The organism is Pantoea sp. CTOTU49201, from assembly GCF_032054795.1.
In the GTDB taxonomy this organism is placed as follows: domain Bacteria; phylum Pseudomonadota; class Gammaproteobacteria; order Enterobacterales; family Enterobacteriaceae; genus Pantoea; species Pantoea symbiotica.
In genome coordinates this window covers 2,823-16,831 of sequence record NZ_DAMBSA010000055.1, presented here as the reverse complement: position 1 = coordinate 16,831, position 14,009 = coordinate 2,823, and the positions used below count along the sequence as shown (strand labels likewise).

Sequence of the window (14,009 nt, the reverse complement as noted above, 5' to 3'; positions counted from 1 at the left end):
GCTGCCCCACAACGGCGCGACGGCGGCAGAGACAATGAAGGTGACGCTGAAGGTGAGCCCAGACCAAACGCTGAGCGCGTTACCGCCACGAATCCCGAGTTCCTCAACGTACAGCGGCAGGAAGGGAATGATCTGACTGATGGCGAGGCCGGTAAAAAAGCAGCCAAACCAGACGGATATCAGATTAACTTTCCAGGACTCGATGGAGCGTAACATGGGCGTGGGCATCAGAAGAATGAAACGAGGGTTCAGTCTAACAATCTCATAACATTACCGGACGGCAAAACATGGCATGGGCGAAAAAACGCAGTTTTACACTGTCGAGCGTGATTCTGCTCACAGCAAATCATGTCTGAGGGCCGTTTTTTAGTGTCTTTATGTGCTGAAACAATGCTTGCCGCAAGATAAGCGCATCGCTACTGCAGGCAAACGTGAAAAAATATGTCTACACGTTACTGACAATATTCCACACCGCATCTATGTTTAAAAAACCACCAGTCATCACTGGCGACGCGCTGTCTGTTCTGGACAGTCCGCATGATTAACCTTTATTTCCCCATGCTGCCATTATCCGGCGGTGGGCATCGTTGTCTCTGCGGAGGTCAGCTATGAGAACCCAGCCAAACAGCGCCAGTCGGGCGATTACCGACTACTTCAATAGCCCAGCCTGGCATGCACCGCATGAGAGCGACATGTTGGCGGCGATCATGCGCGAACTGATGGATGACGGACAGCCTGCCACCAGCAAAGCGATTATTGCGCGCGTGATTGATAAGCTGGAATTTGAAGGGGATGAACAGCAACTGCAAAGCTATCGCAACTTACTGGCAAAACTGCTGGAATCGGGGCCGCAAAACTAGCGGCCCACGCCATTATTTTACTGTACGCAGATGGTCGGCTTCGCTGACAAACGCCTTACCGCTTTGACGCTGGTACAGGCAGAGTTCGCGCCCGACCTGATTCTTCATATGTTTTTGCGGATAGCGACCTTCCAGCAGTAGCGCATCAAAGCCCACGCTATCGTCATACTGAATCGGCTTGCCCACCACTTTCACTGACTTCAGGCCGCTGGCCTTGAGACAGCTTTGCTGCATGTTCTTGTCGTTTTGCTGCCACGCCGCTTCGCTCGATGCCTGCGCCAGCGGGCTTAACATCAGCGTTAACAGCAGCAATTTTGCACTCTTTCTCATCATCACTCCTCTATCAGCCTTACAGGCCGAAAGATAAAAAAATTCCCGCCGAAGCGGGAAGAAATAAGACGAGCATTGCATATTCGAGAGTGACGAGGAAATCTCCGTAGTGCGCAGTTATCCTCGCCCGGCGCTGTGACAGCCAGATGACAATGCAATGTCGTTTTGGTGTTATCCGCAGTACACCCGGGAAATCTTACCGCTTTGATCCGCCGCGAAATTCACCCGACGCAGATTGAAATCCATCGTTACCGCTGAATTCCACGGAATGGCACGCACCGGCACCGCGAAGCGTTTGCTGTCGAGCGTCGATAATGGCTGACCAACGTAGTTTTGATATTGCGATGCGCCGCACTGATCGGTTTCCGGATCGTGGCTGGCAGCAGCGCTGGTGTCAGGTTTGCTGGCGGACTGGCAGGCGCTGAGGACAAATAAGGCCGTTACCAGTAGCGCTTTTCCATAATGGGTCACAAGTTTCTCCTCCTGGATTAATAGACAACCGGTTTTTGAGAGTAGCAAAGCGTGACCGTTTAACGGAAATTTTTACAGCAGATTCGTCGCGGAAATGAGTTTAAAAGCACGATCTTCTTCATGTAACCGGGCATTAAACGCCGCCAGCGGCATGGGCCGGCCAAGGAAATATCCCTGCCCTTCCTCGCACGACAGCGCTTTTAACTCTTTCAGCTGTGCTTCGGTTTCAATCCCTTCTGCGGTAATGGTCAGCGCAAACGCGCGTGCCAGACCGACAATTCCCGCGACCACCGATTGCGCCTGCTGCGATTCCGGGAACTCCTTCATCCATGAACGATCGATCTTCAGACCGTTGAACGGGAAGGTTTTCAGATAACCCAACGCCGCATAGCCGGTACCAAAATCATCCACCGTCAGCCGCACGCCAAGCGCGCGCAGGCCTTGCATGATCTCCAGTGCACGATCAGGATTTTCAAAAGTGACGTTTTCAGTGATCTCCAGTTCCAGCCGCGTGGCCGGTAATCCACTCACCTCCAGCGCATGCGCCACGCGCTGCACCAGATCGTTATTACGAAACTCCACCGGCGAAATGTTGACGGAAACATAGCGCTGCTCGCCCCAGTCGCGGGCGTCCACGCAAGCACGCATCAGCACCCAATCGCTGATCGCCGCAATCAGGCCGTTCTCTTCCGCTAACGGAATAAAGCGATCGGGCGTGATCCACTGATCGTCGGCTATCTGCCAGCGAATCAGCGCTTCCGCGCCGGCCAGTTGTCCACTTTGTAGCTGATAGCGCGGCTGGTAATGCAGCGTGAAGGCGTGATTGTGCAGCGCAGCTTCAATTGCCTGCACCATGTCGCGTTTTGACTGCAGATGGTTCGCCATATCACTGGAGTACCACACCCACTGATCGCGTCCGGCACTGCGCGCCTGAGCCAGCGCAATATCGGCCAGGCGTAACAGCGCTTCCGGATGCGCTGCATCCTGCGGTGCCGAAACGATGCCCATGCTGGCGGTGAGGCTGATCTGATGCGAGCCGCTGATGATCGGTTGATGCACCATGCGCTGCAGCGCACGACAGCGATATTCCACGCCAGCGCGCGTGCTTTCGCGTAGCAGCAAAATAAAGGCATCGCCGCCGAGCCGGGCCGCCAGTTCATTCGGCGCCAGCAGGCTTTTCAGCCGTTTCGAGATCTCATTCAGCACTTCATCGCCGACCGCGTGGCCCCACGTATCGTTGATCGGTTTGAACTGATCGAGATCGAAACTGATAACAAACAGCGGGTCATCCTCGCTAACGCTCTCCAGATACGCAGTTAAATACTCCTGCAGCTGCATGCGATTGGCGAGGCCGGTCAGCATGTCATGACGTGACAGAAACTGAATACGCGCTTCGGCGTCCACTTCGTGAGTGATATCCGAAACCGTGCCGCGAAATCCCGAGCGCAGGCCGTTACGCCGAATGGCTTTCGCCATTAGCTGCCCAATGCGTCGCTCGCCATTCGCTGACATAAACTGGCAGCGCAGCGGCACATGCTGCACCTCTTCACCCTGGCGCATCAGCCAGGAGACCAGCGAATGGCTGGGATGACTCAGCAGTTGATCGAGCGGACGCCCCATCCAGCTTTTCACTTCATGGCCGGTAACCGCCGCAAAACGCGACGAGAGATAGCACAGACGGCCCTGATCGTCGATTTCCCAGATCCAGTCCGACGCAGCTTCCGCCAGATCGCGAAAACGCTCTTCGCTGTTGGCTAATTCACGCTGACTGATCGCCAGCATTTCAAAACGCCGATCGGAGATCACCGCATTATGCAGCGCATGACGCAACACGCGACGCGTCACCAGCGCCACCGCCAGCGCGGTGAACAGCAGCAGCGGCATCATCAGCCAGATCACGCCGAACCCCGGATTTTTTGGCTGCCAGCGCAGCACCAGCGGTTCGCCCTGCAGCACCGGCTCCACCAGCCGTGGCTCAAACAGCGAATCGTTTAAACCGCTGGCGATGCGCGGCTCAATCACATTCAGGGATTTGCCCAACGCTTGCAGTTTGTCTGGGCTGAAAATGTTAACGAATACCATCACCGAAGCGGGGCCGGGAATGGTTGGCAAATCCGGCACTTTGCCCGGCGTAATCGGCGCGGCCACCAGAATAGCCGGATGATTCTCCACCTTGGCATTGCGTGCCACGGCATCATGCAGCGTACGTGCCGTGCTCACTAAAAGGTCACTTTGTGCGCCCAACCAGCTTTCTAACGTGACATCGGATAATTTGCCGCGAATCACCGCGTAACGGGTTTTCCCCTTGCCATCCACCACGAACACGCCGTCGTAGTGATACTCCTTGTAGAGTCCCGGACCAAAGTTCTCTTCGTCCCACGCCCAAACCTTATTGACCGTCAGATGCAGGTTTTTCCAGCCTTCGCCCCAGTTTGCGTAATCGCGCGCATCGACGATCATCTCCTGCTGCTGTTGCTGCCACGCCTGACGCAGCAGATTGGCATCCTGCTGGATGGCGTCGATATTTTGTCGATGGGCGATAACCAGCACCATTACCACCGAGAGAAGCAGCACGCCAAACAGCAGCGAGGATAAGGTGCGCAGGCTGCGCCGCGTTACCCGTACCGTGTGTGCTTCCATGTTGGCCCTGGCGGCCAGTGCCGCGTGCCGGTGAAACTCAGAATTCATGCGCAATGCTCGCGAAATACAGGCAGCAAAAAAGGCGGATGACAACGCAGACTGCGCACATCTCCACCCTGTAAGGGTTTGAAAGGTTATCGGCCCCGAGTGCCGCAGATTTAGTCTTGTTGGTGGAATATTTAAGCAGCGCAAATGTGCCGCACGCCACCTCGACAGCGATGATCGGCGTTGCTACTATGCGCTCTCCTCTGCTCGCTGAGTCGCCTATGGACACCCAATCCGACAAAGTTACGTTAACGCTGTTTTACGTGGGTAGCTTTGTGGTCTATTACCTTGTGACCATGTTGGTTACGCTGTTTCCCAATTACGGGATGCTGCGCACCAACGGCTTGCTGATGCCGGTGCTTTGCCTGGTGGAGTTTGCGGTGATCTATCCGCTTTACCGTTTTTACTGTCAGCGTCGCAGCGACATTCCGCTGGGGTATGTGCGTCCGATGCAGGCGCTGCTGTTTATCAGTTTGCTGTTTGCATTGATGGTGGCGCAGACGCAGTTTCTGCAACCGGAAGGCTGGCTGATTGCGCAATCGCAGCAGGGACGCAGCTCGATGCTGATTCTGCTGCTCACCGCTGTATTGCTGGCACCGGTGTTTGAAGAAGTGCTGTTCCGCGGATTTTTACTGCAAGGTTTTCTGCTGTGGGCGCCGAGAAGTCGTTTTGCCTGCATGCTGCTCACTTCCCTGCTGTTCGCCGTGATGCACACTCAATATGTGCACTGGGAAACGCTGGTCGCCTTAACGCTGTTTTCCCTGCTGCTGTGCTATGCGCGTCTGCGCAGTAACAGCCTGGCGCTGCCGATTTTCCTGCACACGCTGAATAACCTGATCGCTATCCTGCCCGCCTGGTATTTCGCCTGATCAAGCAAAACAGCCATCCTGAGATGGCCGTGCACGATCTTCACACCTGCGTCAAACCGCCATCCACACAGATTTCTGCGCCCGCTATGTAGCTGCTCTCGTCACTGGCGAGGAACAGCGCGACGTTGGCCACTTCTTCGGGTTTACCCATTCTGCTGAGCGGGATGGTGCTGGTAATGCCGTTGCGCACCTCTTCAGAAGCTGCCTGCATCATATCGGTATCGATCGGGCCGGGCGCCACCACGTTTATACGGATGCCGCGCGCGGAGAGCTCGCGCGTCCAGGTGCGGGCAAAAGATCGCAGCGCGGCTTTGCTGGCGCTGTAAACGCCGTAACCCTGGGTGCCAATCACATCGGCAATCGAACCAATCAATACCACGCTGGCGCCGGGCTTCAGCAGTGGCAATGCTGCCTGCAGGGCAAACACCGGCGAGCGCACATTAAGGCCGAAAATTTGGTCAAAATGCCCAGCGCTAATCTCATCAATGGTGGCGTACTCCGCCATACCTGCGTTGATTACCAACACATCCAGCTGGCCGGATTCGCGCCTGATCGTCTCGATAATGCGCGTCAGTTCACTCCGTTCGCTCACATCGGCACGCAGCGGATGCGCGTTACCGGTGATGCTGCTGCTGGCGGCCTGTAACTCTTCATCGCGGCGCGATGTAAACCAGGTTGTCGCGCCTTCACTGGCGAAACGCTGGCTGATCGCCAGACCAATTCCCTTTGCACCGCCCAGCACCACCGCCACTTTGTTATTCAGTCTGCTCATCTGCTCTCTCCTGTTTGGGTAGAAAGCCGATGGTATATATTTTATACTTAATAACAATTACGCACTTTGTTTATACCAGATATCGCGGAGTATATCGCCATGGCGGAGATCGACGGTAACAGCTTGAGAGATGTAGGAAAAACCCGGCCGGTGCTGGAGCACATCACCAATAAATGGTCGATTTTAATTCTCACCGTGCTTTGTACTAAGCCGTCGCGTTTCAATGAGATTCGTCGTCGGTTGGATGGCATCACCCACAAAGCGTTGGCGGATGCGTTAAAGCGGCTGGAGCGCAATGGGCTCGTGAATCGTGAAGTGTTAAACACAGCGCCAATCGGTGTGGAATACAGCCTGACGCCGCTGGCGCAGACGCTGCAACAACCGTTTATCGCGCTGTATGACTGGGCGCTGGAGCATGGTCCATCACTGGAACGCGCGCAGGAAGCGTACGATCGCACCCACACAGATGAATCCGCGTAGGGTCGCCATTCATGGCGACCTGGTGCGCATAAATGCGCACCCTACGAAAATCGTGCTGCGGTGTTGTAGGGTCGCCATTCATGGCGACCGCTGGCAAAAAAATTACTCTTTTTCCGCTTCGAAATGGTTTTTGAACTGCTCGTAGATCGAAATCATGTTAGAAGCATCACCCTGCAGCGGGCTCAGTTTTCCGGCGCGCACCAGTTCAATCACCAGCTGCAGGGCGGCTTGTTTTGGGTTGCTGGCTGGCTGGGCAATTTCGTTCGACATGTTAACTCACTCATCGTTTTTATCAGGGCCGCATAGTTTAGCCCAGATTGAGCTACGGTTGCGCACCGTGATGCGTATAATCTTGCGAGCCGGACACGAAAGCCGCTCAGGGTGATAATTGACTCTCAAGGCGTTTAGCTATACTGGATCAAAAAAAGGGAACGACCAGCCACACATTCCGTACCAGCGAGAAGGTGTTAAAGGAGTCTGATTATGCTGATTGGTTTTGTTTTGTTAGTGAGCGCGTGTGGGCATGATGCCTGTGATGCCTTACCGGTTTCAGAGCGTATCTATCCGACCAAAGTGGCCTGTGAGCAGATGGCCGATCGCATCCATAAAGTGCGGCCAAACGTGGTCTTACTTTGTGGCGAAGTGCACCGTTAATTCGGTGCCAGTTTTATTACAGTCGAGCAAATATTAGCCAAACGGCATTGCAAGAATGGGTTGTAGCGTTCAAAATATAAGCTGCTTTTCACTATCATCGTTGTGAATCCAATGAAAACATCTCGCCCCCGTCGTCCAAACGGACGCTGGGTTTACTACATTTTGTATGATGGCATTCTCTGGCCCTGCCCCGTACGTTGGGAATGGGAAAGCGGCTTCGGCGGCTGGCTGCCATTCTATTTCTCGCCCACTTTTGAGTTCGTGGCGGGCGATCCACGCAAGGCCTATCGCATTGCGCGCAGCAGCGTGCGTAACGTACGCCAGACAGACGGTGAGTTCGCCTGATTGATTAGCCGATCTGCCATGGGAACCACGACGCCGTGAGCAGATAATGCAGTAACTCCAGTACCAAAATCACCATCACCAACACGCCAAGCTTGTGACTGCTGATCCACTCTTTCATCCCCATATCATCGCCGCCCAGCGAATCAGCATTAGCGCCCCGCAGATGCACAACAGCACCACGATCATTTTCCAGTGTTTGGTTGCAGCCAGTTTTTTTGCCACGCATCCTCCAGACTACAGAAAGCAACGATGCGCCCTAAGGCGCACCGTTGATTCTAACGCTGGTCACCCATTTGGGCGATTATTTATTCAGCGTGTAGTCGAGCGTGATTTCAGCATTCAGTACCTGAGAGACCGGGCAGCCCGCTTTGGCTTTCTGGATGATCTCATCAAACTTCGCCTCATCAATGCCCGGCAAGACGATGGCGCTGGTCAGCGCGATTTTGGTAATGGCAAAACCGTCGCCCTTTTTATCCAGCGACACATCAGCGGTGGTATCAATGCTTGTTGGCGGATGTCCTTCATTGCCCAACATCAATGACAACGCCATTGAGAAGCAAGCGGCATGCGCAGCACCAATCAGCTCTTCCGGGTTGGTACCCTTCTCGCCTTCAAAACGGGTATTGAAACCATAAGGTTGATTGTTTAACACGCCGCTTTCGGTACTTACCTTACCTTTGCCTTTAATGTCGCCTTCCCAATGGGCCGATCCTTTCTTATGAATGGTCATGTCATTCCTCCTGTTGTGTTCGACAGGTACTGAGTATAGACAACATGACTCATTCTGCTGGATTAGCTCACCGCGCGAGGACGCGCCGGATTCAAGCCCGCCTCGCTCAGCAGCGCGTTAGCCTGCACCAGCGAAGCCTGAGTAATCTCTTTGATCGATTTCGCACCGGTCAGCGTCATCGCCACTTTCATCTCTTTCTCAATCAAATTGAGCAGATTTTCAACGCCGCGCTGACCGTGCGTTGCCAGCGCATAGACAAACGCGCGTCCCAGCAGCACGCTGTCAGCACCGAGGGCGATCATGCGCACCACATCCAACCCGCTGCGAATGCCGCTGTCGGCGAGAATAGTGATATCGCCTTTCACCGCATCGGCAATGGCCGGCAACGCGCGCGCCGACGACAGCACGCCATCCAGCTGACGCCCGCCGTGATTCGACACCACAATGCCATCGGCACCAAAACGTACCGCATCGCGCGCATCTTCCGCATCAAGGATGCCTTTGATCACCATCGGGCCATCCCAGAATTCACGAATCCACTCCAGATCTTTCCAGGAAATTGACGGATCGAAGTTGTTTGCCAGCCAGCCGATGTAATCTTCCAGCCCGGTCGGTTTGCCGAGATAAGTGGAGATATTGCCGAGATCGTGCGGACGGCCATGTAAACCGACGTCCCACGCCCATTGCGGATGCGTTGCCGCCTGCCAGTAACGACGCAGCGGCGCATTTGGGCCGCTCATGCCGGAGTGCGCATCACGATAGCGTGCGCCCGGCGTCGGCATATCGACGGTGAACACCAGCGTGGTACAGCCGGCGGCTTTGGCGCGCTCCAGCGCATTGCGCATAAAACCGCGATCGCGCAGCACGTAGAGCTGGAACCACATCGGACGATTAATTGCTGGCGCGACTTCTTCGATTGGGCAAACCGACACGGTGGAGAGCGTAAACGGAATCCCTTTCAGCGCCGCCGCGCGCGCCGCCTGCACTTCACCGCGTCGCGCATACATGCCGCATAAGCCGACCGGCGCTAATGCCACCGGCATCGATAGAGTTTCGTTGAACAGTTTGGTTTCGAGGCTCAATTCCGACATGTTTTTCAACACGCGCTGGCGCAGCGCCACGTCAGAGAGATCGGCGACATTGCGCTTCAGCGTGTGCTCGGCGTAGGCGCCGCCATCCAGATAGTGAAACAAGAACGGTGGCAAGATGCGTTGCGCCGCGGCGCGATAGTCACTGGCAGCAGAAATGATCATCCCTTATTTTCCTTGTGCAGAGGTCATTGGTGGCCCGGCAGACGCGTAATGCGCGCCTGACGCGCCTCATCTTCATGCAGGGTTTTCATGGTGGTGTGAACAAAACCGAGGTGATCCATCGCTGCCTGGCGCGCTGCTTCCGCGTCACCGGCCATCACCGCATCAAATATCGCCTGATGCTGTTCGTTAAGACGATTGAAAATCACCGGTTGGGTATACATGCGCTGGCGGCTGTGCAGCACCGAAGATTGCAGCAGATCGAAAAAGCCGCGCATGGTCTGCAGCAGCACCACGTTGTGCGAGGCTTCGGCGATGGCGAGATGAAAACGCAGATCGGCCTGCGCTGCGAGATCGGCATCGTCACTGTGCTTAATTTTTAGCAGCGCATCAAAGGCGAAGCTCAGCTTCTCTTTATCCGATTCGGTGGCGCGCAACGCCGCGTGCCACGCGGTGCTGGCTTCTATTGCGTGACGCGCTTCGAGGATGTCGTAGCGATAATCGGGATCCTCCGCCAGCAGCTGACGAATCGGCTCAACGATGCGCTGTTCCGACCACGGTTGCTGCGGCTGACGCAGCCAGGTGCCACCGCCGCGTTTACTGATTAACACGCCGCTGCTGATCAGCTGCTGGATCGCCTCGCGCAGTGATGAGCGTGACGAACCGAACTCCGCCGCCAGCGCGCGTTCGGACGGCAGCCGCATGCCCGGCTCCAGCTGATGCTCTGTGATCCAGGCGCAGAGCCGCGCCCGCAGCGTGTTTTCGGTCATCGCATTATCCTGTGTGATACACACCCGCCACGCTAAATTGGTAGGACCAAAATGCAGCGTGGCGGCTTCGTGGAGGAGAATGGTTAATGCTTTGTTATTTCGATGCAACGAAACAGGCGGGATTTTTCATGTTATGTGACGACGCGGCCAAAATTGCGCCATGCGGTAGGACCAATTACGCCGTAGTCCGACCAAAGGCCCGACCATAACTGCGTGGGTGAAAGCGCAGGTTCAGCAAGATCAGCCCAACCGTCACCGCCGTCTGCATCAACCAGACACTGGAGAAACTGTGGGTCAACGCCTGCAGCTGACCGGCGATAAACGGCATGCAACCCGCGATGATAAAACCTGCGCCCTGCATAAATGCCACCAGCCGCGCACCGGCCTGCGGATGCGGCAGGTGATCGAGCGCCAGCACCATCGCCAGCGGGAACGCCGCGCCCAGTCCAAATCCGGCAATTGCCGCCCACAACCACGGCGCAAGCAGCGGAGCAAACAGAAAACCGCTCATACCGATCAGCTGGCAAACCAGGCTGATAATCAGCTGTGGACGCCGATCCGCCTTACGCGCCAGTAGCGGCATCAACAGCGCACCCGCAACCTGACACAGAATCATCGCGCCAAGCAGCGATCCGCCAGCCTGCGCCGACCAGCCAAGATGATGATAAGCATCCGGTAACCAGGCAACGCAGGTGGCGTAACCACCGTTCACCAGGCCAAAACTGATTGCCAGCGTCCAGGCGCGCGGCGTGCGCCACAACGACGGCAGCGCAACGTTTTCCGTGCTGGCGGCGGTTGGTACGCGCACGTAAAGCCACAGTGCAATCGCCAGCAGCACTGGCAGCGCCCAGCCGGTCAGCGCCAGCGACCAGCCAAAATGATCGCTGAGCCACGGCGATAACGCCGCCCCCAAACCGCCGCCGCCCATCAGCGCGCCTGCCCACAATCCGGTGACTGGCGCACTGCGCTGCGCAAAGCGCTGACGAATCAGGCCCGGCATCGCCATCTGCACCACGCCCACGCCGAGCCCGCCAAACAGCGCGCTAACCACCAGCCAACTGCCGCTGTGGATCACGCCACGCGCCGCCAGCGCCAGCAGCAGCAGCGTCAATCCGGCCAGCAGTAAGCGTTGCAGCGGCATGCGCTGCATCAGCGAAGCGCTCAGCAGCGCGACCGCGCCCATCATCACCATTGGTACCGCAGGCAGCAGCGAGGCCGCCAGTGAAGAGAGTCCCATCGTCTGGCGAAGCTGGCCGAGTAATGGACTAATAGAAGTGAGTAACGGTCGCATATTCAGCCCAGCCAACACCAAAGCGCCGAGCGTTAATCCGTCATAATGTCGATTCATACACAATCCTGCTGCAAAGAGGTTGTCAGCATCGCAGCAGTCGTTACTATTTGGAAATGAAATAACACCATAACGACCAGTGGAAAAATGAATCGTCAGCCGATGTTTACCCCGCAGCAACTGCTGAGTTTTGTGGCGGTGTGCGAAACCGCCAGCTTTACTCGCGCCGCCGATCGCGTGCATCTGTCGCAATCCACCGTCAGCCAGCAGGTACGTCGGCTGGAAGAGATGATCGGCAAACCGCTGCTGCAGCGCACGTCGCATCAGGTGGCGCTCACCGAAGAGGGCGAGAAGCTGCTGGGCTATGCGCGCCGCATCATCGCGCTGAACGGCGAAGCGCACGACGTGCTGAGCGATAAATGGCGCGACGGCGTGCTGCGCCTCGGCGTGCCGGAAGATTTCGCCGCGCCGACCGCCGGCTTGCTGGCGGAATTTAGCCGCGAACATCCGCAACTGCGCCTCGATGTGATGAGCGGCATGTATGTCGATCTGCATCGCGCCTGGCAGCGCGAGGAGCTGGATATCATGCTGATCAAACAGCCAGGCGGCGAACGTCCGCTGGCTGCGCGCCCCGAGCCGCTGCTGTGGCTGGACAGCGCCGCACATCCCTGCTTCGAGCAAACGCCGGTGCCGCTGGTGGTATTCCCGCAGCTCGGTTTGTATCGCGAAGAGATGGCGCAGACGCTGGATAGCCTTGGTCGCAGCTGGCGCATCAGCTACAGCAGCTCCAGTTTGGTGGCGCTCGCCAGCGCCAGCGCCGCCGGATTGGGCCTAACGCTGCTGCCCGCCAGCTGCCGCTTGCCTGAACATCGCGTATTAGGTGAAGCCGACGGTTTGCCCACCATCAACCATTTTGAACTGGCGCTGTTTTGCCGCGCGCCGCAGGACGATCTGCAGCAGGCGTTAGCCGCCGCGCTGGTGACCTTTTGTCAGCTGCAATGGCAGTGATTTTTCCACTGCTAACCAGTGGCAAATATCGCAGCGCGCTGCGTTGAGTTTTGCCAGATTAAGCGTTTCTCATTTGATGGAACCTCTGATGCAACTGACCTCTCCCAGCCGTCGCGAATTCCTTAGCCTGACCGCCGCCGGTAGCCTGCTGGCCGCCGGCATCAGCTACGCTGCGCCCGCTGCACCGCTGCTCGCCAACAGCACGCAGCCGCACACGCCGCCACCGCGTGTTGCCCATTACCAACTGCTCAATGTCCGCCTCGAAGAAGGTTTTGAGCGCGACGGTAAAGAGGTGATTGCCACGCGCACCGCGCTGTACGACATCACCATCAAAGACGGCACTTTTGCGGCGATTGATGCCGCAGGCAAAGCGCGCAACGCCGCCTTGCCACAATGGGACGCCAACGGCGCCTTGCTGCTGCCGCGCACCCGCGACATGCATATCCATCTCGATAAAACCTTTTACGGCGGCCCGTGGGAAGCGCCGCGTCCGCGCCAGGGCAAAACCATCATGGATATGATTGCGCGCGAACAGGTGCTGATCCCGCAACTGCTGCCGACCTCGCAGGCGCGTGCCGAAGCGATCATTGGTTTGCTGCACAGCAAAGGCACCACCGAAGCACGCAGTCACTGCAATATCGATCCGGTTAGCGGCCTGAAAAGTCTTGAGCACCTCAAGCTGGCGCTGGCGAATCATCCGGAATTCCCGTGTGAAATCGTTGCCTTTCCGCAGCACGGTTTACTGCACTCGAAAGTCGATGGCCTGATGCGTGAAGCGATGCAGATGGGCGTGCAGTTTGTCGGCGGACTCGATCCCACCAACGTGGATGGCGCAATGCAGGCGTCGCTGGATGCGATGTTCCAGATCGCCCTCGATTTCCAGCGCGGCGTGGATATCCATCTGCATGAAACCTCGCCATCCGGCGTGGCGGCGATTCAGTACATGATCGATACCATCGCGAAGAATCCGCAGCTGAAGGGCAAAGTGACGCTGAGCCACGGTTTTGCGCTCGGCACGCTGGAAGGCAAAGCGCTGGATCAGATGATCGCCGGTATGGCCGAGCAGCAGATGAGCGTGGCCTCGACCATTCCGATTGGCAAACTGACCATGCCGCTGCCGCAGTTGCAGGCGGCGGGCATCACGGTGATGACCGGCACCGACAGCGTCATCGATCACTGGTCACCGTTTGGCACCGGCAGCATGCTGGAAAAAGCCAATTTGTACGCGCAGCTGTATCGCGGTTCCGATGAGTTCGGCTTGAGCCGCGCGCTGCATATCGCCACCGGCGGGATTTTGCCGCTGTCGAATCAGGGCGAGCGCCAATGGCCGAAGGTCGACGATGAAGCCAGCATGATGCTGGTCGATGCCAGCTGCTCCGCCGAAGCCGTCGCCCGCATCTCCCCGGTACGCGCCACCTTCCACCGCGGATTGCCCGTATTCAGCGCCTGATCTTCCCCGATACGCATTAACGCGCATTTTGCACCATCCGTAGGGTC

Annotated in this window: 17 protein-coding genes and 1 pseudogene; 7 read left to right on the top strand and 11 right to left on the bottom strand. The window is 57.0% G+C overall.

The annotated features are described in order from the left end of the window. Positions 1 to 216 (bottom strand): annotated as a pseudogene (locus tag RTY00_RS06320) (multidrug transporter subunit MdtG); the annotation flags it as partial. A gap of 392 nt (positions 217 to 608) precedes the next feature. Between RTY00_RS06320 and RTY00_RS06315 the strand changes: the two are divergent. Beyond that, complete coding sequence (locus RTY00_RS06315; RefSeq protein WP_008106027.1) at positions 609 to 860, top strand: biofilm development regulator YmgB/AriR family protein; 252 nt, start codon at positions 609 to 611, stop codon at positions 858 to 860. A gap of 12 nt (positions 861 to 872) precedes the next feature. On the opposite strand, the gene RTY00_RS06310 is transcribed toward RTY00_RS06315, so the two are convergent. The 3 genes from RTY00_RS06310 to RTY00_RS06300 form a co-directional block, all read right to left on the bottom strand. Continuing rightward, entirely contained in the window at positions 873 to 1,190 is a 318-nt protein-coding gene (locus tag RTY00_RS06310; RefSeq protein ID WP_008106025.1) for a hypothetical protein, read from the bottom strand. A 171-nt stretch (positions 1,191 to 1,361) separates the two neighbouring features. Further along, positions 1,362 to 1,661 carry an I78 family peptidase inhibitor gene (locus RTY00_RS06305; protein ID WP_312663838.1) on the bottom strand — a complete coding sequence of 100 codons (300 nt, stop codon included), beginning with the start codon at positions 1,659 to 1,661 and terminating at the stop codon, positions 1,362 to 1,364. Positions 1,662 to 1,733: 72 nt separating this feature from the next. Next, complete coding sequence (locus RTY00_RS06300) at positions 1,734 to 4,349, bottom strand: EAL domain-containing protein (protein ID WP_312663837.1); 2,616 nt, start codon at positions 4,347 to 4,349, stop codon at positions 1,734 to 1,736. 218 nt (positions 4,350 to 4,567) lie between these two features. Between RTY00_RS06300 and RTY00_RS06295 the strand changes: the two genes are divergently transcribed. Beyond that, entirely contained in the window at positions 4,568 to 5,215 is a 648-nt protein-coding gene (locus tag RTY00_RS06295; RefSeq protein ID WP_312663836.1) for a CPBP family intramembrane glutamic endopeptidase, read from the top strand. Between the two features lie 40 nt (positions 5,216 to 5,255). On the opposite strand, the gene RTY00_RS06290 is transcribed toward RTY00_RS06295, so the two are convergent. Further along, the gene (locus RTY00_RS06290; protein ID WP_312663835.1) at positions 5,256 to 5,987 is read right to left on the bottom strand and encodes an SDR family oxidoreductase; all 732 of its coding nucleotides are present in this window, start codon (positions 5,985 to 5,987) and stop codon (positions 5,256 to 5,258) included. Between the two features lie 99 nt (positions 5,988 to 6,086). On the opposite strand from RTY00_RS06290, the gene RTY00_RS06285 reads away from it, so the two are divergent. Then, the gene (locus RTY00_RS06285; RefSeq protein ID WP_312663834.1) at positions 6,087 to 6,467 is read left to right on the top strand and encodes a helix-turn-helix domain-containing protein; all 381 of its coding nucleotides are present in this window, start codon (positions 6,087 to 6,089) and stop codon (positions 6,465 to 6,467) included. Positions 6,468 to 6,569: 102 nt separating this feature from the next. On the opposite strand, the gene RTY00_RS06280 is transcribed toward RTY00_RS06285, so the two are convergent. Continuing rightward, positions 6,570 to 6,737: a hypothetical protein gene (locus RTY00_RS06280; RefSeq protein WP_258144679.1), complete on the bottom strand. Its 168-nt coding sequence runs from the start codon at positions 6,735 to 6,737 to the stop codon at positions 6,570 to 6,572. 213 nt (positions 6,738 to 6,950) lie between these two features. On the opposite strand from RTY00_RS06280, the gene RTY00_RS06275 reads away from it, so the two are divergent. Continuing rightward, on the top strand, positions 6,951 to 7,121 hold the full coding sequence (locus RTY00_RS06275) for a hypothetical protein (RefSeq protein ID WP_007887091.1): 171 nt from the start codon (positions 6,951 to 6,953) through the stop codon (positions 7,119 to 7,121). Between the two features lie 111 nt (positions 7,122 to 7,232). Next, a complete protein-coding gene (locus RTY00_RS06270; RefSeq protein ID WP_008106011.1) occupies positions 7,233 to 7,466 on the top strand; it encodes a hypothetical protein in 234 nt (77 codons plus the stop codon). A 114-nt stretch (positions 7,467 to 7,580) separates the two neighbouring features. On the opposite strand, the gene yniD is transcribed toward RTY00_RS06270, so the two are convergent. The 5 genes from yniD to RTY00_RS06245 all read right to left on the bottom strand — a co-directional run bounded on the left by yniD (position 7,581) and on the right by RTY00_RS06245 (position 11,564). Continuing rightward, positions 7,581 to 7,688 (bottom strand): small membrane protein YniD, encoded by a 108-nt coding sequence (gene yniD / locus RTY00_RS06265; RefSeq protein ID WP_021507251.1) that lies wholly within the window; start codon positions 7,686 to 7,688, stop codon positions 7,581 to 7,583. A gap of 79 nt (positions 7,689 to 7,767) precedes the next feature. Then, positions 7,768 to 8,196, bottom strand: a complete 429-nt coding sequence (locus RTY00_RS06260; RefSeq protein ID WP_008106008.1) for an OsmC family protein — start codon at positions 8,194 to 8,196, stop codon at positions 7,768 to 7,770. Between the two features lie 62 nt (positions 8,197 to 8,258). Further along, a complete protein-coding gene (gene lldD / locus RTY00_RS06255; protein ID WP_312663833.1) occupies positions 8,259 to 9,449 on the bottom strand; it encodes an FMN-dependent L-lactate dehydrogenase LldD in 1,191 nt (396 codons plus the stop codon). 23 nt (positions 9,450 to 9,472) lie between these two features. Beyond that, entirely contained in the window at positions 9,473 to 10,216 is a 744-nt protein-coding gene (lldR, locus tag RTY00_RS06250) for a transcriptional regulator LldR (RefSeq protein WP_312663832.1), read from the bottom strand. A gap of 175 nt (positions 10,217 to 10,391) precedes the next feature. Next, positions 10,392 to 11,564: a cyanate transporter gene (locus tag RTY00_RS06245; protein ID WP_312663831.1), complete on the bottom strand. Its 1,173-nt coding sequence runs from the start codon at positions 11,562 to 11,564 to the stop codon at positions 10,392 to 10,394. Between the two features lie 87 nt (positions 11,565 to 11,651). Here RTY00_RS06245 and RTY00_RS06240 point away from each other — a divergent pair, with 87 nt between their 5' ends. Further along, positions 11,652 to 12,512 carry a LysR family transcriptional regulator gene (locus tag RTY00_RS06240; protein ID WP_312663830.1) on the top strand — a complete coding sequence of 287 codons (861 nt, stop codon included), beginning with the start codon at positions 11,652 to 11,654 and terminating at the stop codon, positions 12,510 to 12,512. Positions 12,513 to 12,600: 88 nt separating this feature from the next. Beyond that, on the top strand, positions 12,601 to 13,962 hold the full coding sequence (locus RTY00_RS06235; protein WP_312663829.1) for an amidohydrolase family protein: 1,362 nt from the start codon (positions 12,601 to 12,603) through the stop codon (positions 13,960 to 13,962). The last annotated feature ends 47 nt before the right edge of the window (positions 13,963 to 14,009 follow it).

Bases quoted from the DNA above. Each gene is read 5' to 3' on its own strand.
- RTY00_RS06245 (WP_312663831.1), bottom strand. From the start codon at position 11,564: ATGAATCGACATTATGACGGATTAACGCTCGGCGCTTTGGTGTTGGCT.
- RTY00_RS06270 (WP_008106011.1), top strand. From the start codon at position 7,233: ATGAAAACATCTCGCCCCCGTCGTCCAAACGGACGCTGGGTTTACTAC.
- RTY00_RS06310 (WP_008106025.1), bottom strand. From the start codon at position 1,190: ATGAGAAAGAGTGCAAAATTGCTGCTGTTAACGCTGATGTTAAGCCCG.
- RTY00_RS06290 (WP_312663835.1), bottom strand. From the start codon at position 5,987: ATGAGCAGACTGAATAACAAAGTGGCGGTGGTGCTGGGCGGTGCAAAG.
- lldD (WP_312663833.1), bottom strand. From the start codon at position 9,449: ATGATCATTTCTGCTGCCAGTGACTATCGCGCCGCGGCGCAACGCATC.
- RTY00_RS06275 (WP_007887091.1), top strand. From the start codon at position 6,951: ATGCTGATTGGTTTTGTTTTGTTAGTGAGCGCGTGTGGGCATGATGCC.
- RTY00_RS06260 (WP_008106008.1), bottom strand. From the start codon at position 8,196: ATGACCATTCATAAGAAAGGATCGGCCCATTGGGAAGGCGACATTAAA.
- RTY00_RS06295 (WP_312663836.1), top strand. From the start codon at position 4,568: ATGGACACCCAATCCGACAAAGTTACGTTAACGCTGTTTTACGTGGGT.
- RTY00_RS06240 (WP_312663830.1), top strand. From the start codon at position 11,652: ATGAATCGTCAGCCGATGTTTACCCCGCAGCAACTGCTGAGTTTTGTG.
- RTY00_RS06280 (WP_258144679.1), bottom strand. From the start codon at position 6,737: ATGTCGAACGAAATTGCCCAGCCAGCCAGCAACCCAAAACAAGCCGCC.
- RTY00_RS06300 (WP_312663837.1), bottom strand. From the start codon at position 4,349: ATGAATTCTGAGTTTCACCGGCACGCGGCACTGGCCGCCAGGGCCAAC.
- lldR (WP_312663832.1), bottom strand. From the start codon at position 10,216: ATGACCGAAAACACGCTGCGGGCGCGGCTCTGCGCCTGGATCACAGAG.
- RTY00_RS06285 (WP_312663834.1), top strand. From the start codon at position 6,087: ATGGCGGAGATCGACGGTAACAGCTTGAGAGATGTAGGAAAAACCCGG.
- RTY00_RS06315 (WP_008106027.1), top strand. From the start codon at position 609: ATGAGAACCCAGCCAAACAGCGCCAGTCGGGCGATTACCGACTACTTC.
- RTY00_RS06235 (WP_312663829.1), top strand. From the start codon at position 12,601: ATGCAACTGACCTCTCCCAGCCGTCGCGAATTCCTTAGCCTGACCGCC.